Annotated in this window: 28 protein-coding genes and 1 pseudogene; 3 read left to right on the top strand and 26 right to left on the bottom strand. The window is 40.4% G+C overall.

Features of this window, described 5'->3' with window-relative positions:
• Window positions 1-34: 34 nt before the first annotated feature.
• The 11 genes from ACFRAK_RS20740 to ACFRAK_RS20790 form a co-directional block, all read right to left on the bottom strand.
• Window positions 35-2884, bottom strand: a complete 2850-nt coding sequence (locus ACFRAK_RS20740; protein ID WP_387603168.1) for a YhgE/Pip family protein — start codon at window positions 2882-2884, stop codon at window positions 35-37.
• A 2-nt stretch (window positions 2885-2886) separates the two neighbouring features.
• The gene (locus tag ACFRAK_RS20745; protein ID WP_076370178.1) at window positions 2887-3393 is read right to left on the bottom strand and encodes an RrF2 family transcriptional regulator; all 507 of its coding nucleotides are present in this window, start codon (window positions 3391-3393) and stop codon (window positions 2887-2889) included.
• Between the two features lie 173 nt (window positions 3394-3566).
• The gene (locus ACFRAK_RS20750) at window positions 3567-3881 is read right to left on the bottom strand and encodes a thioredoxin family protein (protein WP_387704515.1); all 315 of its coding nucleotides are present in this window, start codon (window positions 3879-3881) and stop codon (window positions 3567-3569) included.
• 142 nt (window positions 3882-4023) lie between these two features.
• The gene (locus ACFRAK_RS20755) at window positions 4024-4929 is read right to left on the bottom strand and encodes an alpha/beta fold hydrolase (RefSeq protein ID WP_387704517.1); all 906 of its coding nucleotides are present in this window, start codon (window positions 4927-4929) and stop codon (window positions 4024-4026) included.
• A 34-nt stretch (window positions 4930-4963) separates the two neighbouring features.
• Window positions 4964-6439, bottom strand: coding sequence for a sodium:solute symporter family protein (locus tag ACFRAK_RS20760; protein WP_387602938.1), 1476 nt, complete (start codon window positions 6437-6439; stop codon window positions 4964-4966).
• The gene (locus ACFRAK_RS20765) at window positions 6436-6636 is read right to left on the bottom strand and encodes a DUF3311 domain-containing protein (protein ID WP_387704519.1); all 201 of its coding nucleotides are present in this window, start codon (window positions 6634-6636) and stop codon (window positions 6436-6438) included. The genes ACFRAK_RS20760 and ACFRAK_RS20765 overlap by 4 nt, the downstream gene beginning before the upstream one ends.
• A 775-nt stretch (window positions 6637-7411) precedes the next feature.
• A complete protein-coding gene (locus tag ACFRAK_RS20770; protein ID WP_387602941.1) occupies window positions 7412-7807 on the bottom strand; it encodes a VOC family protein in 396 nt (131 codons plus the stop codon).
• 45 nt (window positions 7808-7852) lie between these two features.
• On the bottom strand, window positions 7853-9130 hold the full coding sequence (locus ACFRAK_RS20775) for a family 8 glycosyl hydrolase (RefSeq protein WP_387602944.1): 1278 nt from the start codon (window positions 9128-9130) through the stop codon (window positions 7853-7855).
• Window positions 9131-9765: 635 nt separating this feature from the next.
• Entirely contained in the window at window positions 9766-10452 is a 687-nt protein-coding gene (locus ACFRAK_RS20780) for a VOC family protein (protein WP_387602947.1), read from the bottom strand.
• Window positions 10453-10643: 191 nt separating this feature from the next.
• On the bottom strand, window positions 10644-11291 hold the full coding sequence (locus tag ACFRAK_RS20785) for a pentapeptide repeat-containing protein (RefSeq protein WP_387704521.1): 648 nt from the start codon (window positions 11289-11291) through the stop codon (window positions 10644-10646).
• A 496-nt stretch (window positions 11292-11787) separates the two neighbouring features.
• A complete protein-coding gene (locus ACFRAK_RS20790) occupies window positions 11788-12267 on the bottom strand; it encodes a DUF4306 domain-containing protein (protein ID WP_387602953.1) in 480 nt (159 codons plus the stop codon).
• A 130-nt stretch (window positions 12268-12397) separates the two neighbouring features.
• Here ACFRAK_RS20790 and ACFRAK_RS20795 point away from each other — a divergent pair, with 130 nt between their 5' ends.
• Window positions 12398-13069 carry a DUF6944 family repetitive protein gene (locus ACFRAK_RS20795; protein WP_387704523.1) on the top strand — a complete coding sequence of 224 codons (672 nt, stop codon included), beginning with the start codon at window positions 12398-12400 and terminating at the stop codon, window positions 13067-13069.
• A gap of 102 nt (window positions 13070-13171) precedes the next feature.
• Here the strand turns inward: ACFRAK_RS20795 and ACFRAK_RS20800 are convergent.
• A pseudogene (locus ACFRAK_RS20800) lies at window positions 13172-13544 on the bottom strand (VOC family protein).
• Window positions 13545-13630: 86 nt separating this feature from the next.
• A complete protein-coding gene (locus ACFRAK_RS20805; protein ID WP_387602959.1) occupies window positions 13631-14032 on the bottom strand; it encodes a hypothetical protein in 402 nt (133 codons plus the stop codon).
• A 167-nt stretch (window positions 14033-14199) separates the two neighbouring features.
• On the opposite strand from ACFRAK_RS20805, the gene ACFRAK_RS20810 reads away from it, so the two are divergent.
• Entirely contained in the window at window positions 14200-14619 is a 420-nt protein-coding gene (locus ACFRAK_RS20810) for a MarR family winged helix-turn-helix transcriptional regulator (protein ID WP_387603171.1), read from the top strand.
• A gap of 12 nt (window positions 14620-14631) precedes the next feature.
• Window positions 14632-15831 carry an MFS transporter gene (locus ACFRAK_RS20815; RefSeq protein WP_394572386.1) on the top strand — a complete coding sequence of 400 codons (1200 nt, stop codon included), beginning with the start codon at window positions 14632-14634 and terminating at the stop codon, window positions 15829-15831.
• Window positions 15832-15899: 68 nt separating this feature from the next.
• On the opposite strand, the gene ACFRAK_RS20820 is transcribed toward ACFRAK_RS20815, so the two are convergent.
• From ACFRAK_RS20820 to ACFRAK_RS20880, 13 genes are all read right to left on the bottom strand, one after another.
• Complete coding sequence (locus ACFRAK_RS20820; RefSeq protein ID WP_394572388.1) at window positions 15900-17099, bottom strand: hypothetical protein; 1200 nt, start codon at window positions 17097-17099, stop codon at window positions 15900-15902.
• Window positions 17100-17127: 28 nt separating this feature from the next.
• Window positions 17128-17958 (bottom strand): hypothetical protein, encoded by an 831-nt coding sequence (locus ACFRAK_RS20825; RefSeq protein WP_394572390.1) that lies wholly within the window; start codon window positions 17956-17958, stop codon window positions 17128-17130.
• Window positions 17955-18641, bottom strand: a complete 687-nt coding sequence (locus ACFRAK_RS20830; protein ID WP_387602971.1) for an ABC transporter ATP-binding protein — start codon at window positions 18639-18641, stop codon at window positions 17955-17957. The genes ACFRAK_RS20825 and ACFRAK_RS20830 overlap by 4 nt, the downstream gene beginning before the upstream one ends.
• Entirely contained in the window at window positions 18638-19018 is a 381-nt protein-coding gene (locus ACFRAK_RS20835; RefSeq protein WP_192206758.1) for a GntR family transcriptional regulator, read from the bottom strand. Before ACFRAK_RS20835 ends, ACFRAK_RS20830 begins: the two co-directional genes overlap by 4 nt.
• A 192-nt stretch (window positions 19019-19210) precedes the next feature.
• Entirely contained in the window at window positions 19211-19966 is a 756-nt protein-coding gene (locus ACFRAK_RS20840) for an AAA family ATPase (protein WP_260285187.1), read from the bottom strand.
• Between the two features lie 97 nt (window positions 19967-20063).
• The gene (locus tag ACFRAK_RS20845; protein ID WP_394572392.1) at window positions 20064-20648 is read right to left on the bottom strand and encodes a YdbC family protein; all 585 of its coding nucleotides are present in this window, start codon (window positions 20646-20648) and stop codon (window positions 20064-20066) included.
• Window positions 20629-21180, bottom strand: coding sequence for a GrpB family protein (locus ACFRAK_RS20850; RefSeq protein WP_394572393.1), 552 nt, complete (start codon window positions 21178-21180; stop codon window positions 20629-20631). The genes ACFRAK_RS20845 and ACFRAK_RS20850 overlap by 20 nt, the downstream gene beginning before the upstream one ends.
• Window positions 21152-21763: a GrpB family protein gene (locus ACFRAK_RS20855; RefSeq protein ID WP_394572410.1), complete on the bottom strand. Its 612-nt coding sequence runs from the start codon at window positions 21761-21763 to the stop codon at window positions 21152-21154. Before ACFRAK_RS20855 ends, ACFRAK_RS20850 begins: the two co-directional genes overlap by 29 nt.
• A 6-nt stretch (window positions 21764-21769) precedes the next feature.
• On the bottom strand, window positions 21770-22270 hold the full coding sequence (locus ACFRAK_RS20860; RefSeq protein ID WP_387602984.1) for a hypothetical protein: 501 nt from the start codon (window positions 22268-22270) through the stop codon (window positions 21770-21772).
• 61 nt (window positions 22271-22331) lie between these two features.
• Window positions 22332-22679: a hypothetical protein gene (locus ACFRAK_RS20865; RefSeq protein WP_394572395.1), complete on the bottom strand. Its 348-nt coding sequence runs from the start codon at window positions 22677-22679 to the stop codon at window positions 22332-22334.
• A 501-nt stretch (window positions 22680-23180) separates the two neighbouring features.
• On the bottom strand, window positions 23181-23321 hold the full coding sequence (locus ACFRAK_RS20870; protein WP_387602987.1) for a hypothetical protein: 141 nt from the start codon (window positions 23319-23321) through the stop codon (window positions 23181-23183).
• A gap of 27 nt (window positions 23322-23348) precedes the next feature.
• Window positions 23349-23954 (bottom strand): undecaprenyl phosphate transporter UptA, encoded by a 606-nt coding sequence (uptA, locus tag ACFRAK_RS20875; protein WP_387704565.1) that lies wholly within the window; start codon window positions 23952-23954, stop codon window positions 23349-23351.
• 105 nt (window positions 23955-24059) lie between these two features.
• Window positions 24060-25226, bottom strand: a complete 1167-nt coding sequence (locus ACFRAK_RS20880; protein WP_394572397.1) for an MGDG synthase family glycosyltransferase — start codon at window positions 25224-25226, stop codon at window positions 24060-24062.
• Window positions 25227-25395 lie beyond the last annotated feature (169 nt).

Below are 25395 nucleotides of genomic sequence, written 5' to 3' on the forward strand. Positions count from 1 at the left end.
CCGGCTCATTGCACCGGGGGTTTTTTCCATTAGTTTATGCTTCCATCTCCAAATTGTGTGCTTTGCGCTTCTTGATGACCATCGTTAGCAATAGCAGTAGATTGAAGACAATGATGCATCCAGTAAGGAATACTATACTCGTTGTCAATGCATCCGCTCCCAGGCTCGTGCTCATCGCCTGACGGAAGCCCATGACAGAGTATGTCATTGGTATGAACGGGTGAACATGACTGAAGAAGTTATTGGTCAGTTCCACAGGGAACATTCCTCCGCTTGCACCTAGCTGTAATACAAGGAATATCATCGCCAATAAACGACCCGGATTTCCAAATCCTACGGTCAAGAAGGTGACGATGAACATGAAGGTAAGGGAAGTCAGTATGGAAACCCCAATGAATTGCCCCATGTTCTCGACCTGTAAATCCATTCCCCAAATCATGATCGCATCCAACACTAATGCTGAAAGCGTCGCTTGGATAAACAGGACCGTAAATTTACTGAACCACCATGCCACTCCTGAAGTAGGCCTTGTGGAAGGCAAGCCTGTCGGGAATCCCATATTGAAAGCAATCGCTCCTACAAATAAGCCAAGAGACAATACATAAGGAGCCAGTGCATGACCATAATTCGGCACGTCACTGCTTTTTTGTTCTTTAACCTGTGTCGGTTCGGCAATCATGCTGTAATTATCATCGGTTGTTTTGTTTTCACTTATTTCTTCTGCTCCATCACCGAGTTTTTCCGAAAGTTCGACCGTTCCATCTTTAAGTGAGGATATGCCATCACCCAATTTTCCGGATCCTTCAGCAAGTGCCGAGGAACCTTCATTGATCTTACCTGCCCCATCGGCAAGCTGGATGACTCCATTGCTTAAAGTAGGCAGATTGCTTGCCAATTGTTCAGTGCCCTTAACAAGTGCTGATGAGCCATCATTCAAGGCAGCTGAGTTGGCATTCAGTTCATTGGCCCCGCTAGCAAGTTTGCTTGCTCCTTCGCCAACTTGGCTAACACCGAACGCATATTTCTCAAGACCATCCCCAAAGGAGGTTGACCCTGCTTGAAGTTGTGAAACTCCATCTACCAACTGACCAGATCCCTCAGTTAGTTTTGATAGACCATTATTCAACGAGGAACCGCCTTGTGCTAGCTGGTTGATCCCCTTCACTAATTCTGGTGTCCGTTCATTTAAACTTTGTGTTGCCGCCGTTAATTGATTGCTGCCTTCTACAGCCTCATTCAAGCCGCCATTTAATTGGGTTGCACCAGGAATCAATTGTTCTTCAAGTGCGTTCCTTATTGCCGTATATCCGTTTAACGCTGAAACGGCGTTTGGATTGACTTTATTCACCGCATTATTTAAATTGGCCACTTGTTCTGGAAGCTGGCCTAATCCATTCAATACAGGCATTACATTATCCTTCAATTGCGTTGATAAGTCGGATACACTTCCGGCAAGAGTCGAGGCGATTTGTTTTTGTGCCTCCGCTTGGTTTTGAAGTTCATTTTGAATGGCTCCGATTAATTCGGATTGTTGTTCACTTGTCATGCCTTTGAATGCTTCCGTGTTTTGAACGGCATTGATCGTGCTCTGACCATTATTCGCAATGGTTGATTGAAGTTCCGTTAAGGCCGCTTGACTGTTATTGAGGTCTTCAGTAATGCCAGATACGGTACCGGACGCGCTGCTTCCTGCAGGAATCGCTTCTTGCAATTGATTTACACCGCTTTGAATGCTTGTCAGTCCTTGCTTAAGCTGACTCATCTGTTCTTCTGCGGGCAATTGGCCATCCATTTTTTTCAGGCCGTCATTTAACGCTTGGCTTCCTTCTGCCAGTTTATTGATTCCTTCATTTAAACTTTGCTGACCTGATGCCAATTTTGGAATTCCTGTCGATTGGTCCGTCAGCTGGCCTGCATTTTGTGATAATTGATTCAACCCATCATTCAAATTCGCACTGCCTGTTTGCGCTTGTGCCAATCCCGTATTTAAAGTTTGCGCTCCTGGAACCACTTTGGCGAGCCCAGTGGAAAGTTGGGATGAACCTTGTAAAAGTGCTTCACTATTATTAGTTAATTCCCCTGTGCCTGATGCAAGTTCGTCCGCACCCTTTTGCAACTGGCCGACACCGGAAGTATATTGTGATATCCCCTTATTTAAATCCGACGCGCCACTTTCAAGCTTGTTGGCTCCTTCCATAAACTCGCCGACGCCGATTTGAAGTTTATTCGCTCCATCTTTGAAAGTTAATGTGCTTGAAGCTAATTTATTCAGATTTGCCGTCACTTCTTTGTTTCCATCATGCAGTTCTTTTGCGCCATCATCCAGTTTTGATGCCCCATCTGCTGCATCATTGAATCCCTCTCCGATTTTATCAAGCTGGGAGAAAATCGCTTCTGCATATTCTTTTGTGACACTTTCGGCAATTTCCGTTTTCAAATTATTCGCTGCCTGTTTTCCGACCGTTTCAGAAACGAAACTGCGCCCTGGATTCACGTCATACGTCAAATTCATTTTTTTTGGCTTATCATCCATGACGGTTGCAGCATTTTTCGAAAAGTCCTCAGGAATGGTAACGACCATATAATATGTACCATCATCAAATCCTTTTTTCGCCGCTTTTTCCGTTACGAAATGCCATTCTAAATCATCATTGTCCTTTAAGTTCTCGATTAGCTCATTACCGACTGATAAGGTTTTACCCTCATATTCCGCCTTCACATCCTTATTCACGACTGCAACAGGCAATTTGCCTGTCTTTCCGTATGGATTCCAAGCGGAACTAAGAAATAACCCCCCATAAATAATCGGGACGAACAGTAAAACGATCGCGACACCGACCAGTTTTCGATTTGTTAGGAAAAGCTTCCATTCTTGTTTAAGCATGTTCACTTCTTTTCACCTTTCTTTTCACGCAGTACATCACTCAATGACGTTGAATTCCAATTAAGAGTCGGTATATCCGTGGTGCCAAAGCTTTCTTTCAGCAAATCTGCCACTGTTTGGCTGGAAAAGAACTCTATCAAAAGTTGATCCGCCCGGGAAAACATCCGACGAAGGACATCCATCCCCTTCTCTGCATACTCTCCATCTTTAAACGCTTTTTCTATAAGTCCCGTATCCGGAAACATCGAAATCGGGCCTTCCATCGCCTCAATAATTTCAAGGTTTTTAATCTTATCTACACTTTTGGCAAGAGTAAGGCCGCCATTATTACCAGGAACGGAAGTGATTATCTGCTTAACGACCAGTTTTCTTATGATTTTTTTCAAATAAGAAGGAGACACCTCCAATCGCCTGCTGATCTCATTAGACGAAAGCGGTACATTTTTATCCTGGGTGGAGAGGATAACAATGATGCATATAGCTTGCTCGACCCCTTTTGTTAATTGCAAATCAGTTCACCTCTTTCAGTATCTATGTGGATGTTGGATATCCATAATGGATATTCGGTATCTATAATTAAAACCCGTTTCATCTTAGAAATCAAGTTAATTCTAGAAAAAATTTCTAAAAAAAAGATGAACCCCTTATGACAGCATGATAAGGGGTTCACCTTTCAAGGTTTTTATAGGTCATTTAGAAATTCATTGACCGCTTCTGGAGTTTTAGCATTTGCACTGTGCAGATGTGCAATCTTTTCCCCATTCTTAAATACTAATAGTGATGGAATTCCCATTACCGTTTGCTCTTCAGAAATCTCGGGGAACTCGTCACGATCGATTGTAAACCACTGTTTATCTTGATGTTCTTGAGTGATTTCATCGATGAACATGTCTAAACGTTTGCAGTCTGGACACCATGTTGTCGTAAAAATCCCGACCGTCAGTCCCTCTTGATTGATTTGTTTACGGTATTCTTGTTCAGTATCGATATTTTTCATGATCGTCTCCTCTGGTCTTTCTTATCATCATACATTAATCCATGGATTAATGTACCCAAGGATTAATATATAATTAATTCCTTTACAGCACAAACGGTTTATCCTGGATCCATCCAACTCTTGCACGGTTCATGTACCTTTTCTATGCTTTGGGCAACGCCGCATTTTCCTGGAGTCCCAATCTCTCGTTTATGAAAGAGGAAACCCTTGAAATGAACTCCTTATTTTCATCAATGAAAAGATAATGACAGCTTTTTACAAAAATGATCAATTCACTGTCAGGAATCTTTTCGGCGATGAGAATGGATGCCTCAATAGGAGTGATCCAATCATGACGGCCGCCTGCCACTAATGTTGGACACGGTATTTGATCCAGCTGGTCCACTAAATCAAATGTTTTCAAAAACTTGGCCCCTTCATTAGCCGCTTCCCAATTAAAGTTCGATTTCTTCTTTCTCATCATCTCTTTTTCCGCTTCAGTTCTTACTTTTCCCCTTGATGAGTAAAAATAGAGCGGTTCCATGACTATACTGAATTCAGCCATAAGCTGTTTTTCCATAGCCCCGTCAAATAGAAGTTTTGCCATCCTTTTTTGATCATCCGTACCGGTTTCCTCTATTTTCACCAGCGCCTCTTCTCCAAAGATGTGGCTTGGTGAAGTTGCGATCAGAAGAAGGGCAGCCACACTGTCCGGATACCGAATGGCGTACTTTTGTGCAACCATCCCCCCGTAAGAATGGCCCAATACAATAACCTTTCCCAACCCTAAATAGTTCCGGATCGCCTCTAGATCCTCCACGTTATTCTCCAGGTTATATGTTGATTTCGGACCGCGTTCAGAACGGCCGCAACCGCGCTGATCAATGTAAACCAACTGCATCGATGCCGAAAGCGGCGTCAGGAATGGTTTAAATCCAATATGCTCGCCCCCAGGTCCTCCATGAATGACGAAACAGACCGGCTTCTTTCTCCATGAATTCCCTTCAGGCACCAATTCCGCCCCTTCCACATCGAAATATATCCTTGTTCCGTTAACTTTAGCAAACATCATGGCCCTCCTCTTTTACATCCTCTTTTTATTATCAAGCAGCTTCCCATTCACCTTTATTATCCTTGGAAAGTTTCCTTGTAATAAGACTGACGCCAATCATTACAATCACATTTATGAGGAGAGCGACAAGACCAATGTTCAAATCTTTAATGGCTTGCGGCAATCCCGGGAAAAGTGTCCCAATTGTAGCGCTTGTTATGGTTGTATACCCAACAGTGGCTAAACCGGCAATGATGCCTGCTGACGCACCCTCTTTCGTCACGAAGTTACTTTGCAGGAGACTGGCGATGAAAGATGGGAATAATTGAGTCACCATGCTGTATCCCATCAATAAAAGGGCCACGATCGTATTTCCTCCAGTCAAAGTAAAATACACGGCAATGAGAGCAAGAACAGGTACAAGCAACTTGGCAATCGTCGTGATTTGTTTATCCGAGGCGGAAGGAGAAAAATGCTGATACACGTTTTTGGCAAGCAAAGTCGCTGAACTCATTAAAATCATCGAGCCAGGAACAAGGGCGGTCAATAGGCCCGCTGCCCCGATAACCCCCACAAACCAAGGATCGAAGGTATTGATCGAAAGCTTCAATAACGCAAGATCCATATCCGATCCTTGCAACCCAGGAACTTTAATGATGGCGGCATAGCCGACAAAGATCGCACCGACGGATAATGCTCCGTAAAGCGGAAGAATGAATGCATTTTTACGGAATGTCTTGGCACTTTTAGCTGTATATGCAGAACCGAATGTTTGCGGCCACATATAGAAACCTAACGTCGTCAAGATGATCGTGGATATAAACCATGAAGCACTCATCCCCATATCGGGCAGTGTCAGGAAATCAGGCTTGACGGCATCGACTGCTTCGAACATCGGCTGGATTCCGCCAAAATAATGAAGCGGAATGTAAATCCCTAAAAATAACGCGACCAAAGCGATCATGATGTCTTTGAGAACTGCTGTCCAAACCGATCCATGGATACCCGAAATCATCACATAAGCCGTAACTGAAACAGCTCCGATCCAAACGGCAACCGTCGGGGAAATCGAGCCATATGAAGTAGTCGAAACGATGATGCCCAGACCCTTTAATTGCAGAACCAAAAACGGTACCAGGGCCAAAACACCGACGATTGAAACAAGTACCCCCAATAACGGGCTTTTGTACTTTTTAACATAAAAGTCTGCTTGTGAAATGAGCTTGTGTTTATTTCCGTAGCTCCAAATGGCAGGATAAATCCAATAAGAAAACAGGTAGCCCAATGCTGCGAACGCCGTTCCGTACAATGCCGGACCGCCTATGCCATATGCCCATCCGCTGGAGCCCAGGAAAGTGGAGGTGGAATAGATTTCTCCCGCCAGTAATATCATGATGATGAAAGGGCCGAATCCGCGTCCGCCGACTGTCCATTGTTCAAGGTCCATGTCCTTGCCTTTTCTTGCCCTAATCCCTAAATAGAGTGACAGCAACAGGAAACTGAAAATAATGATGATCGCTATATTCATTTCTCTTCCCTCTCTTTATTCTTGGGATCTAGCATATAAATGATAAAAACGACTAAAGCGGTAAAGATCAGCCACGAAAAGTTCCAGAAAAAGAATAGCGGCATGCCAAGAATGTACGGCTCGATACGATTAGCCCAAAAAGGCCCGCCAAGTATGGCGATTACAGGAATTAAAGAAAGAAAATAAATTAGTTTCATGAGATTCTCCTTGTCTAATGATATGAACTGAATGTGGTGACACGAACATTGATAACTTTGATTCATCACCTGCAAAGCAATCGTGATGAGGTGCGGAGCCGCCGCAGTTTCATAGTCCCCCTTTCTTCCGTCGTCAATATGTGATATTACTTTTAATCTAGCAATCCGCATGCCAATATTGGAATTTTCAGAAATATTGGTTATATATCAAGGAAATTAGTTTCACAAAACTTATGATTGAGGATAAATCAACGTGCTGTTGATGGGGGTATCCTTTTTAATGAGTAAAAAAATTTTTACAAGTAAAAATTTTTTTCATCCCTTAAAGGGAATAAGAGTCTCTACCATTTTTTATTTATAATCGTTCCAGGTGATTTCAGAAATCCGCTTCCTTTCCGCCGACTGTCTGGAGAGGAAATCAACGACCCAGTCATAATCACCGTCGGAATGAGACCATCCTGAGCCCCCTTTTTAGACAAAAGGGTTTCAATCTAAAGTGTTAAACAAGGTTGATTGGAGCGGGTGTGCGAGACTCCTGCGGGAAATGCGAGTCAATGGGAGACCCCACAGGCGCAAAGCGCCGAGGAGGCTCCCGGACCGCCCGCGGAAAGCGAAGGCCTGGAGTGGAAATCATGTAGTACCACCAGGTCTCGTTTAAAAATCATGGTTTGCAATTTTTCGACCGTCCGCGCCTCATGGTCTGGGGTGTCACTTACGAACACCTTTGGTAAACAAACTGAAAAAAGCCACTATCCAGTGGCTTTTTTCACATCATTCATATTGGGAGAGTAAGTTGCCAGGAAACACCAAATTTATCAGATATCCATCCGAACTTCTTACTAAAGGAATAATCACCCAATGGCATAAGCTCTTGTCCGCCATCAGCTAAGCTCGAATAAAGCCTGTCAATTTCCTCTTCACTATCACATGTAAGGAATATTGAAAACGAAGGCGTAAACGTAAATTGATGCTTAACATTGCTATCGATGCACATAAATTCCTGATCTTTCAAGGTAAAGGTAGCCTGCATGACACTCCCCTCTGTACCTGATTCATTGGCACCATACCGTACCATGCTGGTTATTTTCGATCCTTCGATTAAAGATGTGTAATAATTCATTGCTTCTTCCGCATTTCCTTCGAACATCAAGAAAGGTGTGACTTTCATCATTCTCATCAAACTCCTGTTCTTCTTTAATTAAGCTTCTTCATTGAATCACGGCGCCCACCAGTTACCTGAAGCCACGATCATTGTCTGTAATTTTATCGTATTGGCAAAATAGTCATCATCGTCTTGTTTCTGTATCGTCCTATCCCATAATTCGTTGATCCATTGCTGGTTGGAGGAATCAACCATGGCACTCACCATGAATGGAGCAACGAAGGTTGTACTATTCCCTTCTTCCACGGCTTTTCCGCTCAGCGTATAGCCGGATTGGATATTTTCAGGATTGCCATCCGTTTCCGCTTTAATCCAATCATTCATCCTCTTCAATTGCGGCAGGGCTCGTTCATCACCAGTCAGTAAGTAATCGAGTGTATAGCGCCAAGGGGTCCTGCTGCTGTTCCAGCTGTAATTGCCGTCATTCTCCCCTTCTAAAAAATCAGCATGAGCCGGCTGATATTCTCCCCTGGATTGTACAATGAAGTCCGGCATGAGACCAGTATTGCCGCTTTTCTCCTTATAAATCGAATGAATGATCGCATAAGCCTTATCCGTTACATCTTTCCATTCATCAGTCCCGGTTGCCGCCTCAAATGACTTAAAATGATTGAGAAGAAGGTCAGATGAACGAGTCGATTGTCCGTATACCTTATCTTTATCTTCCGCCCAGTCCCCTAGCTTGACCAAGGACTGCGACGGATTTATCTCATTCGACATGATCGCAGCCAAGATGTCCTTTGCACTGGCAAGATAGTCGATTTCCCCTTCACTTCCCCACTGGCGATCGGCCAATAACAACGAATAGGCGATATCCATATCGCCATCAGTTGCTGAATCGGCATCCCCTGGCGTATTGATGATTTTACCCGACTTATCCTTAACTTGCTGCCATGCCATTAAGGAAGGGTCATTATCACTTCCATGGGCTTTATAAAAACGATAAAGACCATCGAAGTACTGCTTGTCTTGGCTGCCTGCCATGATTGCCGTTATCATCATCCCATAACCGTGCGCTTCAGAGACGGTCACTGCATTCTTGGGCTCTGCATATCCTTTATCATTGTAAAAAATATAATATTGATCACTTTCAGCAGCTGGCTGCTTAAGATATTCATTTTTCCAGGCTTTATAAAAATTCGCTACGCCAGCATCCAACTCCTCCTGTGAAACATTGTCAGGCTTTATCGTACCCGCTTGATAGACTGTATGCTGAGGAAATGCTTTTTTACCGACAAGCTCTTTCTGTTTGGTTTGAGGTACCCATGCTATCGAGGCAATGACCCCTAGAACAATCACGCCCAATGCTATCAATAAACTTCTTTTTTTCATGGCTGGCTCCTTGAGTTATGCTGCAGTATTCACTGCTATTGTATGTTCGGCTAGGAACATAAAAATGGTGCTGCTAAAATATATGTTATCAATTCTTCCTCTATTAAACATAACTTTTCTTATGTAATTGCACTATATCATAAGTTTTTTGGATATTTATGTTATTATAAACGTCAAATTCTGTGTGTTTCTATTTATTTTAAAAAAGGAGTGTATTAATGAAAAGAGTCTGCAATCAGTGCCAAACTGAAATGATAAATGATTGCAAAGTAAATGTTCAAGGCGGAATGAATGGGATAAAGATTAGTCAAAAGAAAGGGATTTTCAGTAGTGTTTCTGCAAACCCTAAAGCATCCTTATGCCCAAATTGCGGTTATGTAGCTTTCTATATTGATGAGTTTAGAGAATTCACTAATTGAAAATACAAATATATACAGCTAACTGACGTTTGTGAGAATAGTAAGTTAGCAAGTATATATTTATGTTAGGAAGAAATATCAGATTATGCTTTATCATGGCCTTATATAAAGAAAGTTGGTAATAATAGTAACTAGTTCATACTTGAATTGAGTAATAAGATTAAATGGTGGTTTGGATATACATCTATGGGCCGAATGAAGTGTATGACTAAAATATCATTCCACTTTTTTCAATTCCATAACTCCTTTGCCATCCATTGAAATATCCAGTTGCTGATTTATGACTATCGAAAGCGGAAAGATTTCCGAATCTTTATTCGAAAAAATCCACCGCCGTTTCCTTGGACCTAAAAGTAAAAACGAACCTGCTTCGTGTTCCCCCATGAAATTCAATCCATCTTCACATATTTCTTCACCATTCCTTACAGGTACACCATTACTGATCAACTGATTTCCCAAAGCCCTGACTTCATCTGTCGTAATGTTTATTTCACTGATGCACAGGATGTTTTGAGCTGAAAAATACCTAGCCTCGGATTTGGGTGATACGGAATATCTTGATATGAACTCAACAATGTTGCCTGAAGGGTCTGTAAAATAAAAAGCATGTGCATCAGAATAACTGAAATAAACTTCGTCATAATCATCTTCTATAGTCAATTCCACTTTTGATTTCGCCCATGCTTTTGCCGAAGTGAATAAATTGGTTGGAATGTTCAGGGCAAAATGATAAAAAGGCTTTTCTTTGTGATGATATCTTTTAATCTCAAGCACACTTTCCCCTGCCTTCATTTCAAAAACATCATCAGTTTGCGATAATAACTCAAATCCTAACACATCAACATAAAAATCCCGCATTTCTTCCCATGCATGACTATACAAAGTGACCTTATTGATAATCAACGTTCAATCCCCCCATTCCACCTAACAAATATTGTAAAGCAATCCTGTATTTGTGCAAACATTCCGTACTTTTCAAAGTCATATATTCAAATACACGCTGCCCATTTTTACTATGCCAACTCAAAAAGGACCACCAAATTCGGTGGTCCCTCATGTCAGCTCCATTGAGTCATTTTTTCATCTTAAAAGGTTCACTCTTTAATTTTCAGGCCCAGCATGGCTGCAAATACGATCGCTTGGTCCGGGGAAACTTCGCATCCCTTTAAATCTTCCATGGAAACGGTAAGCCTTTGAAATGTAGAACTGCTAATATCAATTCCTTTGAGCGGTGTCCGGGAAAAGTTCACTTCATTTAATCTACATGTTTCGAACTTCACTTTGATGAATTTACACTCATAAAAATCAGCACTTTCCAATGAGCAATGATCGAACTTCACTTGCTTTAAACTGGAATAACCAAAAGCACTTAAATTCAAGTTGCAATTCTCAAAGCAGACATTCCCTAAACTCGCGTCAGACAGGTTAATGCCTAATAGTTTGGACTCTTTGAATTCCACCCGATGAATCGAGCCGCCCATGAAATCGGCATTCGTCAAATCGCAATGATCGAAAATGACATCCGTCAGCTCGATATTCCTGAATGATACTTCGCTGAATGTCACATTTTTAAAAACGACCTGGGATAATACGATTTTGTCCATCTTTTCTCTATCGATCGTACAATTGGTTATCAAACATGAATCCAGATAAGGCTCATCTTGATAATATATTTCCTGAAAGTTCGCTTGAGTTAAGTCTTGAGGGATCTTTGGCTGTTCAATTTTGATTTTGCCTGACATCTTATCACCTTTTCACTTTATTTCTTCAATCACTGGATAACTTTTTTCCAACTGCCTCACACTTCTTTACCGGAAACGGTATGATTTATATTTTAAAGGTCTGAACCGATATGGGTCCACCGCTGGTAATATACTAACCGTAAGCTATATTTCAGTGAAGTTCAATCTAAGAATTTCGCAAAAATGACTATTATTTTTCGTTATTTTGTGTCATCTTCCATCAACATTTTGCAAAAAAAAAAGCTGTTTTCGCATACTTTGTTGCTATTCACCAAGTAGTGCGGTGTGGTTGATTTCCCATCCAGATGCTCGCTTTCCGCGGGGCGGGCGGTGAGCCTCCTCGGCGTAAACGCCTGTGGGGTCTCACCTATCCCGCTGCTCCCGCAGGAGTCTCGCACTTCCGCTCCAATCAACCTTAAATTGTTTCGTTTTAAAAACAACAATCTTTACGAAAAAAGCCAAAAAAAAAGGCTGCCTCATTGGCAGCCTTTTAACTTTAAACTTCAGTATGTAATCCTGTTGGCCTCAGGAAATAATATAGCGCTGCACCTATTACGGCTATCATTCCGCCTACCAGAAAAAATGCTGCAAAGATATTTCCTCCAACAGTCGGGGAATTAGATACAAAACCAGTTGAAAGCAGAAAAAGGACACCCAATCCCAACAGGAAAAGAGCCATTTTTTTAATACTTCTTTTAAATAAGATATATCCCGTAAGTATGATTAAGTACGATGCGGCAAGGACCATAAGAAATGGAAATAGCGGTTTGAATTTAGCGGCATACACGAAATTATCTAAATTCGAAATATCCTTTGCCTCCATCGCCTGAACATCATTTACTTGTGTGAAATGCGTGGAATACTTCCATTCCCAAGGCCTATCCATAATTTCGCTGCCTTCATACCAAGTACAGAACGTAAAAACCATGAAGAAAAATGCAGCGATAATCATTTGCAACAAAGTGTTAAAAGTCAATATCATCTCCTCCATCTGCCATTATACCAATAAATGGTTTGTTTTTAAATATGCCGGTAAAAGCAATATGTAAACAATCACTTTTTCCTGAATAATATAATCTACCCTCTTTTAAGGAGTGTTTGGGAATATGACTATACGTGGAGAAGATCTTCTTCTTTCGGGAGCATGGATACTATTTATTGGTTCACTTATTGATACAACCGGGCAGACCCAGCAAACTTTCACCCACAGCAATCAGGGGAAAGATTTAATCGTAAAAGGAAATGCGATTGAAGCATTCGGAAATTCGTTGCAAGCCATCGGGAGAACTAAGCTGTTAAAACCAGAGAGGGAGCTAGCTCAAATATATACCATCTTCGGTGCTTGGCTTGAGGCTGCTGGTAATAGTACAAATGCAGTTGGAGTAAGTATTGAACTAAATGGTGCTGAGGAAGACGGAACAAAAATAGATGCCCTTGGCAGCGGCGTCCAAGGGCTTGGTGCAGCTTTTGAAGCAGTAGGTGCATTTCTTGAAGAGGATTCATCCTATAGGGAACTTGCGATTATAGGAAATAGCTTCATTTCCTTAGGCTCTTTTTTAGCAGCGATCGGTAATATTTACGTTTTAAACGAAAAAAGTGTAATTGGAGAACAGATTCTATTGATCGGTAGCTGGATTCAAGTTATTGGTGCATTTATATTACTTCATGCTATTACCCTTGAGGTTGAACACATTAAACACGAGGAACACGAGAAAAATCCGAAACATGGAAACGGCAATTCTTATCCCTATTCTTATAATAATTATTCCTACACCTGATAAAGGCGCTAGCTAATGCTAAAGATGGATGTCGTTAGTTCTTATTTATCATAGTGCAGTTGCTATGCCATTTCCCTTCATCTTACCAATTAACGAAAATACTTAAGGTGCCGCCAATTCAACTTTCATCCTATCTGGGCCTTCAGAGTAAACACATAATGTTCCTTCCCACCGGCGAATGGGTACTTGTCAGCATAGAGGATGGTAATTCCTCTGTCCCTTAATTTTCTGGTGATCTCATCAACCTGATGACGGGAGGTGGCGTGAAAGGCTAAATGGTTAAAACCCACTCGTCCCCGATGAAGGGAATGTCAAGATACCTTGTTTCTGCTTGTACAAAAACAATGTACATATCATCCAATCTCCAACTCTTCCCGCTTTCCTTGGAATGACTCATAATTCATTACCAGCCCCAAAAAACAACGCTCCTATTTAAATTTGAAACATTCAGCTCATGAAAATCCCTACAGAACAAAAAAGGGCTGTTGCATTATGCCCTTTTTCCCCGAGCCCTTTATCAATACCAATAAAGGTCTCTATACAACACTTACGCAGGTCCACTTATTTTAAGATTTCGTCATAAAGCTCTCCGCCGCCATTTATTTTGATAATTTTCAGGCGGTTGGTATTTTTGACGAAAACGGTTTTATATTGTTTTTCACCGTTCAGCTCAATAAGGAAGACTCGTTTATCATCGTTATCCGTTTCCTTATTGAAGGTATAGTCTTCGTTGCCGATTTGCTCGATGATTTTGTCATATTCAGGCAAAGAAGACCACTTCTCATGTTTAGGATTTGCTTGAGTTTCTGTTTGCGAGGCTTGTTTTTGTTGTTCATTTTCAGTATTGGTTTGATTTTCATCTGATGTTTGTACAGATTTCCCCTTGTTTTCATCCGCTTTGTCATTATTGCATGCAGTTAGCATGGCTGCTGCTGCAAGCAACGCGATCATAGATTTATGCATGTTTACATCATCTCCTATTCCTATATTCCCATTCACTTTAACTAAAAACCAAATTTAGCTAATCACTTCAAATCCGAGTGGACAGAAAGGATTTATTTTGCTATTATAGTTACCTAGGGTAACAATTACTAAAGCTAACTATATATTATGTATAAGGGGTGTTTCTGATAGAGACTTACCAAAAGTTCTTTCAGCAACTTTTGCTGCTGTACCGTCCGTTTGAAAATAATCTTAATATCCAGCTGAACAAGCATGATTTACACAGGGCGCAATGGTCCATTTTACATTTCTTATTCAATTATGATTCGGCAACGCTAGTAGAGCTTGCCAATTATCAAAGTGTGGAAAAACCCACGATTACGAGGACCATTACCCGTTTGGAAGAGCTGGGATATGTCGAGCATGTGCCCAGCAAAGATAAACGCGAGAAAAGAATGCGGCTTACGGAGCTTGGCTCAAAGATCTACAGTGAAGTCCGCGTGACAATCGATCAATACGAACAGGACATCTTGAAGGGGATTACTGAAGAGGAACAACTCGCAGCCATACGCATCATGGGCGAAATAAGAAATAACATTATAAAGTAAGGAGATAATAACATGGATCAATCCAGAGCCAGACTGTGGACGAAGGACTTTGTCATCGTTTCGTCCATCAATTTTTTCATAACATTAATCTTTTATTTACTGATGGTGACACTTGCCATCTATGCCGTAAATGAATTGGATGCTTCTACAAGCCAAGCCGGACTCATATCGGGTATTTTTATTATCGGGACGTTAATCGGACGTTTGTTCATCGGCCGTTTCATTGATTCAATCGGCCGCAAGAGAACATTATTCATCGGTTTGATCTTTTTCACTTTGACAACCCTTCTATATTTTGTGGACCTTGGAATTGGCTTCCTGCTTGTTAACCGCCTGATCCATGGGATGGCGATGGGGATGGCCAGTACTGCGACGGGAACGATCGTCGCGCAGATCATCCCGGCAACTCGAAAGGGAGAAGGCATCGGCTATTACAGCATGAGCGCGACTCTTGCGACGGCAATCGGTCCTTTCATCGGTCTGTATATGGCTCAACATACAAGCTTCCAAGTGATTTTCAGTTTCTGCCTGGCTTTAGGGGTGCTTTCTTTAATTACTGCATTCTTCCTATATGTCCCGGCATTGAAAGTAGCGGCAAAAGTTACGGAAAGCAAAGGATTCAAGCTTTCCAATTTCATTGAACCTAAGGCACTGCCCATTTCAATCATTACTTTGTTATTGGCATTCTGTTATTCCAGCGTCCTTTCTTTCATCAGCTTCTATGCCATCGAAATCAATCTGGTCAATACAGCAAGCTTCTTCTTTGTCGTTTATGCAGTAGCTGTATTGTTATCGCGTCCTTTCTCAGGACCGTTAATGGACCGGAAAGGATCGAACTTCATTATGTATCCAGCGTTCATGCTTTTCGGGATCGGCTTGCTGCTTTTAAGTATCACAACCAATAGTTTCACTTTACTTGCAGCTGGTTTCCTCATCGGCCTTGGATTCGGTAATATGCAATCAAGCTCGCAGGCGATTGCCGTTAAACTTACACCGCCTCACCGAATGGGGATGGCAACGTCCACCTTCTTTATCATGCTTGATGCAGGACTTGGATTCGGCCCTTATATTCTCGGATTCATCATTCCAGTAACGGGTTATAGCACACTTTATGTCATCCTGGGCGTTGTGGTCATCGCAACCTCCGTCCTTTACTACTTCTTGCACGGTAAGAAGGAACGTGCAGCTAGAGCGAATCTGGCTTCCATTTAAATGATATCAAAAGCAGGGATATCCCATTGAGGGATATCCCTGTTTCATTTAAAGCTTTTTATAGGTCCTTATTTTATTTCCAATTCATCAATATAAAGTCCAAAACTTTTGCTGTTCTTTTTATTTATGACTGTTTCACCTTTATATAAAGTCTTTCCAGTCTTTAAATCTGTTATTAGAAGTTTGGCAGGCTTGTTTGATTCGCCTTCTTGATTCATTTCGTTTAACAGGAAGTACACACGCCCGTTTTTAAAGGCAGCGGTATATTGTTCTTCCTCATTAGCAGCTATATCCAGCTCCGTATCATTTGTTAACGTTTGACTGCTAAGGTCAAATGTTTTAATGCGATATTTTCCCGATTTCATTTCAACTGCATATAGGTTTTTCCCGTCTGCATATCCTGATCTTGCCATGTCCAGGCTAAGCGGTCCTTTTTTAACCGTTTCTAATTTTTCCGTTTCATAATTATAAGATATCAGCTTGCTTTCTTTTAATTTTTCCTCAAAGGGACCCTCCTCATGATTTACTCCTTTGATTAACGAAATTAATACCATGCTGTTTGGCTGGGAAGGAGCAACATCAATTGGCATTTCAAAATCAACTTGATTAGGGTAAGTAAAGGTTTCAGATAAAAGGGTTTTATCGCTCAAGACTTTTTTATTAGCTAAATCGATCGTATACAGATGAACTTCTTTCGTTTGCTTCTCATTGTTTGAATTCACATCGATCATCGTTAAAACCTGTAGTTTTGAATGGACCAACTGCACATCCCTGACATCAATATTCATGATTCTCTCTTGATGGGGAAGTTCAATTTGGAAAGAAGTTTCTCCTTCGTCTTTCTTCTCCAGTAAACCGATATCAAACTCCGCTTCCATTTTGCCGTTATTCGTAAATTCGCTATTCACCCAAGCGTAAGCCAGAAAATCATCGTCTTCATATAAAGAACTAATGGAATCCTTGCCACGCATAAACGAACGATGTTCTTTTATTAATCTTTCAATTTGATGATCATATCTGTCAGACCATAATGGCCTATCGCTGCCATATGTGGTTCGATTGGATTCAATCGTCAATGGTTCATAAAAATCACCATTTTCAAGTGTTGCTTGTACGATGACCGGATCAAGCTCTTTATCGCTGCCTTCAATCGTCTTGAACGTATACCTTGGAAGGCTGGAAGCGGAGGAAGCTACTTTGACATAATAGGTCCCGATGCTTAAGAGGACAACCAAGCTAATAATGATGCTGCATAAATAACGTTTCACCTTAATTCACTCTCCTTTTTGATTGTTTTTATACGGTAACGCGGTTTTTCAATAACCATGAACCAAGCCAAACTGATAATCCTGTTACGATGATTCCCAATGTGAGCAGAAGACCGAATAATTCATTCGAGTAAAAATGGAAAATTCCACCATTCATTATGAAAACAGGAGCTAAAAACAGCGCAGCAGTAACTCCGCCATACACCAACCCCAATACGATTCCTTTAATGCGGAAACTCCGTTCAAACATGATTGCTGTGAATACGACCGACATGACCATAAGGCCGATCCCATAGGATAGCAGGAATTCTGTGAAGTTGTTTGGAATGATCATTGCCAAAATTTGACTGGTTTTAGTTATAGTAGGAATTGACATTTCATTCAAGAACGCTTCCGGTATTTTTGAATTAAATAGCGCATTTTCCATTGGTAAAATGATGATCTGGAAAGCAACCATTCCTAACACCATCAAGAAGATGGCCGTGGCTTTGGAAAGGTAGATCGATAATCTGGATGCCGGTAACATCAACAGGCGATAAATGAATGTATTTTTTCCAACCCAATCACGGTACCAAATAAGGAAAATGTAAAAAATAAGGGCAACCGCACACAGCGCAATCGGTCCTGCAAAAAAGAGGGTATGGACGATATGGGTAAAATCAATGGCTCCATAATTGGCAACATAAGCGGCTTCCGATAGTTTTTCATTTGATATGATCTCCTTGGCATCATTAAGAAGACTCTTCGTTACGATCAGCACCCCGGCAAATTGCGAAACCAAGGTTATCAACAATAAGCTAAGATAGATTTTACTAAAACGGTTGATTTCAAAGTTGACTAGCTTTATATAACGCATCATGCTTGATACACCTCTCTCATTACATCGACTACCGATTTCCCTTCATCTTCACGCATTTCTTCTGTATTGAACTCTTTAAGGACTGTGCCATTATCCAATAAAATGACCTTGTCGATCAAATGTTCGATATCACCGATTTCATGGGTCGTGATGACGACGCCCCTATCTTCAATAAGGTGGCTCGCAAAGACATCAGCGATTTGCTCGCGGCTGAATATATCGATTCCCGAAAATGGTTCGTCCATCAGCACATAATCCACGTCAAGGGACAGTCCCAGCATCAAGTTAAGCTTAGCCGTATTGCCTTTGGACAATTCCGAAATGCGGCTTTCCTCTTTCAGCTTGAAGAATTCAAGCAATTGAACGGCCCTTTCCTGATTCCATGAATGATAGAAATCCTCCATGAAAACCATTGCCTGTTTTACCGTCATTTGCGGAAGCATCGTCGGTGCGTCCGGAATGAAGGTGATTTTTTCATAACTATCCTTAGTCATCTTTTGACCATCGATCAGGATTTCCCCTTTATATGGCGTCAACCCCATGATCGCTTTGAGTGTAGTCGTTTTACCGACACCATTTATCCCAATCAGGCAAGTGACTTCGCCTTTATTCGCGGTGAAGGACACACCGTCCAATATTTTTTTGCGGCCATAATTTTTGGAAACTCGTTTTACCTCGATCATTTACCTTCCTCCTCCCTTATTTCTTCCGAATATTTTTCTTTAACGACACGAAGCAACTCATCGACTGGTACATTAATCGGACGAATCGCGTCGACAAACGTATCGACGGCTGCCAAAATCAATTCCTGCCTCACAGCCTGTAAAATCGTTTCATTCGTCGTAATTTGACTGGGAAAATTCCGTTCAGTATGAATCAAACCCTGTTCCTCCATTTCTTTATATGCTTTTTGAGCGGTATTAGGATTTATGTTCAGTGTAGCCGCCAGTTCTCTTCGGGAGGGAATTTCCTGTCCGGCCACGAATTTGCCTATGGCTATTTGTTCTTTAAAATGCCTAACGACTTGCAGATATACCGGTTCCCTGGTATTTACGTTCATTAAAACCACCCCCTATTTATTTAAAAAAAGTCTGATATGCATAAAGTCTTGCGTGTATGTACTAAGTGGTTCATACACCTTATAGATGTACTATACCTGTAATACACTTGAACTGTCAATAATGAATTTCAACAAAATGAAAAGCCCGAATGCGCAGTGCAATCGGGCCTTTTTAAAGGAGATGCTAAAATCTCATTCGAATAGATGATGCAGCAGCCGATCTTTATCTTCAAAAAACTGTTTCATTAGCAAGTAGTGATTGGACTCCTCTAACGTAACCTCATTCATTCCCTCATCTGTAATTTGGAGGATTTTAGCATCCGGGTAGGCCATGATGATCGGGGAATGGGTGGAAATGATGAATTGGGAACCTTGTTGAACAAGTTCATTTATCCTGGCCAGCATCGATATTTGTCTCAATGGCGATAAAGCAGCTTCAGGCTCATCGAGGATATACAATCCATTGCCTTGAAATCGTTCTACAAAAGCTGAAAAAAACGATTCCCCATGAGACTGCTGGTGAAGTGATTTTCCACCGAAGGAATCGATGATTTTCGACCCGAACGATGCCTCCCTATCCAATTCCTCAATATTCGTAGCTAAATTATAAAAGGTTTCCGCCCTAAAGAAAAAATGATCCTTCGGTTTGTACACGCCTTTTTTCAAACGGAGGTACTCGTCCAAATTGGAATGTGAATCATAATTGGAAAAATTGAAATTCAACGTTCCACCTTCCGGATTGAAGCCATACGCAATTGCAATGCCTTCAAGCAAGGTGGACTTCCCCATTCCATTTTCCCCGATAACATAGGTAACACTGGGATGAAAAGCCACTTCTTGAAGGTGCCTGATAACCGGCAGGTCAAGGGGGAAATGGTTATACGAAGATATTCGGTCTCTATTCAGGTAGATGCCCCTGATGTACTGTGAATCATAATCTAGTTTCATTTGTAATCACCTTCTGTAGAATATATTGGGAGCGCTGAAATGTCCATCATTCTTACATTCCACTGCAAACCAAGATGCCATTAATCAATGTTAGATTCTAAATGACCGCCCACTTTGGATGCAATTCAATCACTCCCGCTTCTCTTATCAAGGCAGCCAATTCCTTATCCACATACCGTTGATGTGAATATTCATTGTCCCATAATGAGGCGGCCAGGTATCTCCCGGATTGTCCTTTTCCGATTGCACCAGACAGCATGCCCGGTGTCATCCCTTTGTTCCATATGTTCCTTTGCACCTGCTCAAATCCGGCCCTTTTATCATTTTCAACAGAACAGTCAGCCACCCGAAGTAATTTCCCCTTGCAAAAAAACGCTGTCATGTCTGTTGTTCCTATATTGAATATTTTCTCATAGATATCGACAGAAATATTTGTATATGTACTTCCTTGGTCACTCTTCCCGAATATTTCATCATGCTGATTCTGCATGAAACTTTGATAGGATTGAAGATCTTTCCAAATGGACAGAATGCCTGCTTCATAGAGTTCATTTCTATTCCACCCTCCGATTTGTCCCATGAAACCAGAACAATGGCGCAATTCCCCCCATCTCTCTTGTGCTTTTGAGAATGAACGCTTGTTTTCCTCATTCACTTGGCATTTAATCCACTTCATTAACATGATGATCCCCCTTCTCATTCAAGGATGCTGCCCAATGTTTCGCCCTTTCATCACTCTTTTTTATGAAATCATTTTTCCCATTTACATACCCTTTGATATCATCTGGGAATTCCGCTGCCAAGCGCTGCTTCAGCCTGCTATACCTTTGTGCTTCCTCAGGGTGTGCCAGCAAATAATCCCGAAAAGCGAGGTGTCTGGCTATTTCTTCATGTCCTTTTTGAAACATGTGAATATGGTGCGACCTCTCATCCCCGCCTTTAAGAAAAAACCTTCGTCCAGCGATTCCATTCTCACCCCTAGCATCATAACCTATCTCTTCCATCTCTTTATAAAAATCAGCGACACATTCCACATCTTTAACCACTGCCAAAATATCTATTACTGGCTTGGCATGGATTGCAGGTATGGCCGTACTGCCAATATGGTATAAATTTATCATTTCATGCCCGAAAATATCCTGTAATTTTTGGCATTCATCATGAAATAGCTTGGACCACTCTTCCTTAAATGGTACGACTTCGACCTTTCTCATGAAAGCCTCCTTTTAGACGTTCCTGGCAGTTATAATTTCTGCCGTTTTCTGCATTTGCTAATTCTATGACACTTAATATAAATGGTGCTTTTGCTTTCGTGTACCCCACAATATCAGCAGGATGCTTTTGAACTAAGGATAATTTTAATTCCTGATATTGACTTCGTATGTCAGGATAGCTTCTTAGATAGTCCCCGAACGAAAGTTGATTCTTCCACTGTTCACTTCCGTATTTATAGATATGCAAATGGTGTGTTCCCGCTCTCCATTGACCTTTTCTAAAAAAAAGTCTTTCGGGAAACTCTTTATGCAGGACAAATTCATACCCAATCGATTTCAAGGGTTCAATGAACATGTCAGCTTCGGCTAAATGATGGACGCAAGCAATGATGTCCAAAATCGGTTTTGCTCCCAATCCTTTGATGGACGTACTTCCAATATGCTCAACACAAAGGGAATCGTTCTTTAATACCTCCATTATCCTCGCTTTTTCCAGTTGAAATTCACTGACCCAATCAGGATTATACTCTTCGATCTTCACTGTTTTTTCCATATAATCATTCAACTTTTCATGAAATGGCATTGTCAATCATTTTTCATCACGTGACCATTTGACGAGAGGATCCTGCGTGCTCGGCTCATAGTAAGTTCCGACATACACTTTCTCTTTTCCGGTTATTTTATTCGTCCGGATGACTGTATATCTTCCTATATCATAATTTTTGGTAAGATAATATTTCCGGTATGAAAACCCTTTTTCCGGACCGGTTAACTTTTCTTTAGTTTTATACCCTTGGGGCTTATTCAAGCTCTCTTTCACTACACTTTTAATATTCAGCGGCGTGCCATCAAGCTTAACATCACTTCGGAAATTGCCGTTGCTGTTCTCGGTTTTCCCTGACGGCACGGATGCGATTTCGATCGTATCTTGGATTTGTTCCGAGAATGTTTTTGTGACACTGTATGAATAAAGGATATTCATGGAACTTATATTATCTTTCATTTTGCCAGCAAATTCAGGCATGGCAAAATTCAACAAAAAGGTGATCGATATACATACGATTAATAAGGTAAGCGAAATTTTTTTCATATTTCCTCTTTCTTAATTACGTATTTGTATTCACAAGAATATTGAACATCCTCTGACATCATCAATTCTGTAAATCCCCCTGTTTTGAATCATTAGGAATAATGCCAAATTTCACAATCAATAGTAAGGCAAAAAAAATAAAACAACTGAAACTGGTGTTATCACTTGTAAAAAATTCACTAGGTATAATACGTGATGCAAGAAGTACATTTAAGATATAGGCAATAAGAAAACCCGCATATGAAATGCAACTCAGATAGTTTCCAACAACTGTTCTTTTGTAATGAACATAATCTGATTTATTTCCTTTTCTGATACTAACTATTTGCCGTATTTGTATTATGAGACCGTATGTGAACGCAATGATCAACATTACAATAATAAAAAAACTAATTATTGCTTCAATCACTTTTTTATCCCCCCCTTTAAATAGTTCTAACACTAATAGATATAAGCTTTAGGACGGTTACTATCCGTGGAGAAAGTGATACAACCTTTTGAAGTTCATAATCTGTTGGTTTCCTTATTTCCATGAATGAAAGCATGCTTTCTAAGGGCTAGTACATGTTAGTTAAGTAGTTCTATTGCCATTTGGAATATTTGTTCTAGTAAAAAATATTACTAATACATTTTCTATACTATTTATAAGTATTCTATTGCTTCTATATTCCTTCCCTTTCAAATTTACATAAAAGAATCTTAATATTATGAGGAAACCTAACAACGACCGTTAACCCCATCCATTTCAAATGGCGTTTCTTAAATGTGGCTTTCTTGATTTTTCACGTTCACTACTTTCGTTCACATCATATACGGATTACGGATGATAAAGTTTCAAAATAAAGGAAGAAACACCAATCTACTTCCCCATAAATTAATTAAAAAGACCACCAAATGGTGGTCTTTTTAATTAATTCATATTATAAAACCCAACTGCTTCCATTGAATGTCCCCTTGGAAATCTATTACCGTCTATATCGATGATTCGTTGTGAAGTTTTCACGTTTATCGGTTCGGTTCCCGTTGTTATAAAGGCTTTTGTAAGGTTCATTACAACCCTTCCTTAAATCCATAAACTTCATAAAACTTTGTTTTTCTTTTTTTTCATGTAACCGCGAATGATCATTCCGGCAATAATGAGAACCGCCACCACTGCGATTGGCTGGATATAGGGCTTGGCCATCTCATTAATCTGTCCCCAATTGCTTCCTAACTTCATCCCGAGGAATACAAAAAGCACAGACCATGGAAGTACGGCAAGTAGCGTATAATTCGTGAATTTTATTAAAGACATTTTAGAAATCCCTGCTGGTATCGAAATAGCATGTCTGACAACCGGAATGAACCTAGCCGTAAAAATGACGCTTGGACCATAGTTAGTAAACCAAGATTCCGCTAGTTCAATATGTTTTTTGTGAATGAATATATACTTTCCATATCGTTCTAAAAATGGTCTTCCCCCATAATATCCGATTAAATAAACAAATATTTGGGCGATGGTTCCTCCAATCGTTCCAGCAATAACCGCCCCAACAAAACTGATGCTACCTTGGGAAACTAAAAAGCCACCATAGGATAATACAATCTCACTTGGAATAATTTCAATCATAAGACCAAGGGTAATTCCAAGGTACCCATAATCCATGAGTGTAAGTAAAATAGTTTGGATAAAGTCGTTCATAATTCAACTTCTCTCTTTCATTTTCGCTTTATTCAAAACGAATCACAAATGTTGTTATTAACTCCCCTTGTTAATGGGCCACTGGCGACAAGGTTAATGGAATGACCCTTAGCTATAAATAACTTTTGACTGATTTGTGAGATAGGATGGCTTATTGACTTGTTTAAGATTAAGAATCAATTTCATAATGCCCACCATTTCCTCAGGGTTTTCCAATTCCATTTCCTTTTGATAAGTTTCGATTGATTTATCCCACTGATCCATTTTTTTATGGTCCTTTAATATATTAAGCATTTGTTTTTCAAATGAGAATTTGCGATTGATTTCAAATACAAGTTTATTGTCTTTTAAATACTGTAGATTAATTTCCTCCTGTCCCGGCAGCATCGAATGGACAAAAATCGGAAGTCTTTTCCGAAGTGCTTCACTAATGGTAACACCACCTGGTTTCGTAACGATTACATCCACTTCTTCATAAAGGTCGTTCATTTCCGATCTTGATGAAATATAAGGTAATGGTTTAATATGAGCTAAATCCCATGTTTTGATCTCATCAAATAGTTTTTTGTTGTTGCCACAAAGTACAAAGTAATCAAAATTGGTTGATTTCTTTAACTCACCAGCTAAATTCAATATCCCGCCAAGGCCACTATTTCCTCCTGAGATTAAAACTTTGGGCCGATCGGTGTTTTTTAAACCACGGGCCTTTTTAGTGATTTCCTCATGCACAGGGATACCTGTCACCATCATACTATGTTTCGGTATTTGATTCTTGGTTAATAGCTTTTCTTTCAATTTTTGACTTGGAATAAAGTGAAAATCAATCCCCTTGCTTCCCCAGACATTATTAATAAAGAAATCTGTATATACGTTGATAATTGGGACATTGCATTTCCCTTTTAATTTTAACTGGCTTAATAGTTGGGAAGGAAATCCGTGTGTACACACAATTAAGTCTGGATTTTCCTCATCTATCAATTGTTCCATTTTCTTCAAGAATATAAGTTGACTCCATTTAAATGGACGTTCCTTTTTCGAGTTAACGTAAAAAAGGTTTTTGTAGGCGAGATTATAGGTTTCAGGTGCATAACGGATCCATTTTAAATATCCGGCCGTTATCATTTTTTCTAAAGAATTATTCGTATAGCTTAACAGATCCACTTTTTTCAAAATGACTCCGTTTGTATGTTTTTTTAACAAATCCATTAAGGCCTCTGCAACTTGATGATGTCCCGACTGCATGCGGAAGAGAGGTAAAAACAAAACCTTCTTCATATATGTCATCCCCTATAGAAATCATTCTTTTAATCGATAGATACGTACCAAGAAAAAAGCCCATTTGTATGTTCAAGATCTTTTTCCCCCTTACAATATATCACTGTTTTTGTAAAAACCTTTCTTTTTAATCAATTTTTAATGATATGTTCATGGTATCATAAGCCCC

The sequence above is a fragment of the Peribacillus sp. NPDC056705 genome (assembly GCF_043656335.1).

Bases quoted from the DNA above. Each gene is read 5' to 3' on its own strand.
- ACFRAK_RS20785 (WP_387704521.1), bottom strand. From the start codon at position 11,291: ATGTCAGGCAAAATCAAAATTGAACAGCCAAAGATCCCTCAAGACTTA.
- ACFRAK_RS20765 (WP_387704519.1), bottom strand. From the start codon at position 6,636: ATGAAACTAATTTATTTTCTTTCTTTAATTCCTGTAATCGCCATACTT.
- ACFRAK_RS20860 (WP_387602984.1), bottom strand. From the start codon at position 22,270: ATGAAAAAAATTTCGCTTACCTTATTAATCGTATGTATATCGATCACC.
- ACFRAK_RS20795 (WP_387704523.1), top strand. From the start codon at position 12,398: ATGACTATACGTGGAGAAGATCTTCTTCTTTCGGGAGCATGGATACTA.
- ACFRAK_RS20770 (WP_387602941.1), bottom strand. From the start codon at position 7,807: ATGATGAAAGTCACACCTTTCTTGATGTTCGAAGGAAATGCGGAAGAA.
- ACFRAK_RS20835 (WP_192206758.1), bottom strand. From the start codon at position 19,018: ATGAACGTAAATACCAGGGAACCGGTATATCTGCAAGTCGTTAGGCAT.
- ACFRAK_RS20830 (WP_387602971.1), bottom strand. From the start codon at position 18,641: ATGATCGAGGTAAAACGAGTTTCCAAAAATTATGGCCGCAAAAAAATA.
- ACFRAK_RS20880 (WP_394572397.1), bottom strand. From the start codon at position 25,226: ATGAAGAAGGTTTTGTTTTTACCTCTCTTCCGCATGCAGTCGGGACAT.
- ACFRAK_RS20755 (WP_387704517.1), bottom strand. From the start codon at position 4,929: ATGTTTGCTAAAGTTAACGGAACAAGGATATATTTCGATGTGGAAGGG.
- ACFRAK_RS20760 (WP_387602938.1), bottom strand. From the start codon at position 6,439: ATGAATATAGCGATCATCATTATTTTCAGTTTCCTGTTGCTGTCACTC.
- ACFRAK_RS20750 (WP_387704515.1), bottom strand. From the start codon at position 3,881: ATGAAAAATATCGATACTGAACAAGAATACCGTAAACAAATCAATCAA.
- ACFRAK_RS20845 (WP_394572392.1), bottom strand. From the start codon at position 20,648: ATGTTAATGAAGTGGATTAAATGCCAAGTGAATGAGGAAAACAAGCGT.
- ACFRAK_RS20840 (WP_260285187.1), bottom strand. From the start codon at position 19,966: ATGAAACTAGATTATGATTCACAGTACATCAGGGGCATCTACCTGAAT.
- ACFRAK_RS20850 (WP_394572393.1), bottom strand. From the start codon at position 21,180: ATGAGAAAGGTCGAAGTCGTACCATTTAAGGAAGAGTGGTCCAAGCTA.
- ACFRAK_RS20775 (WP_387602944.1), bottom strand. From the start codon at position 9,130: ATGAAAAAAAGAAGTTTATTGATAGCATTGGGCGTGATTGTTCTAGGG.
- ACFRAK_RS20825 (WP_394572390.1), bottom strand. From the start codon at position 17,958: ATGATGCGTTATATAAAGCTAGTCAACTTTGAAATCAACCGTTTTAGT.
- ACFRAK_RS20805 (WP_387602959.1), bottom strand. From the start codon at position 14,032: ATGCATAAATCTATGATCGCGTTGCTTGCAGCAGCAGCCATGCTAACT.
- ACFRAK_RS20740 (WP_387603168.1), bottom strand. From the start codon at position 2,884: ATGCTTAAACAAGAATGGAAGCTTTTCCTAACAAATCGAAAACTGGTC.
- ACFRAK_RS20870 (WP_387602987.1), bottom strand. From the start codon at position 23,321: ATGAACCTTACAAAAGCCTTTATAACAACGGGAACCGAACCGATAAAC.
- ACFRAK_RS20815 (WP_394572386.1), top strand. From the start codon at position 14,632: ATGGATCAATCCAGAGCCAGACTGTGGACGAAGGACTTTGTCATCGTT.
- ACFRAK_RS20855 (WP_394572410.1), bottom strand. From the start codon at position 21,763: ATGCCATTTCATGAAAAGTTGAATGATTATATGGAAAAAACAGTGAAG.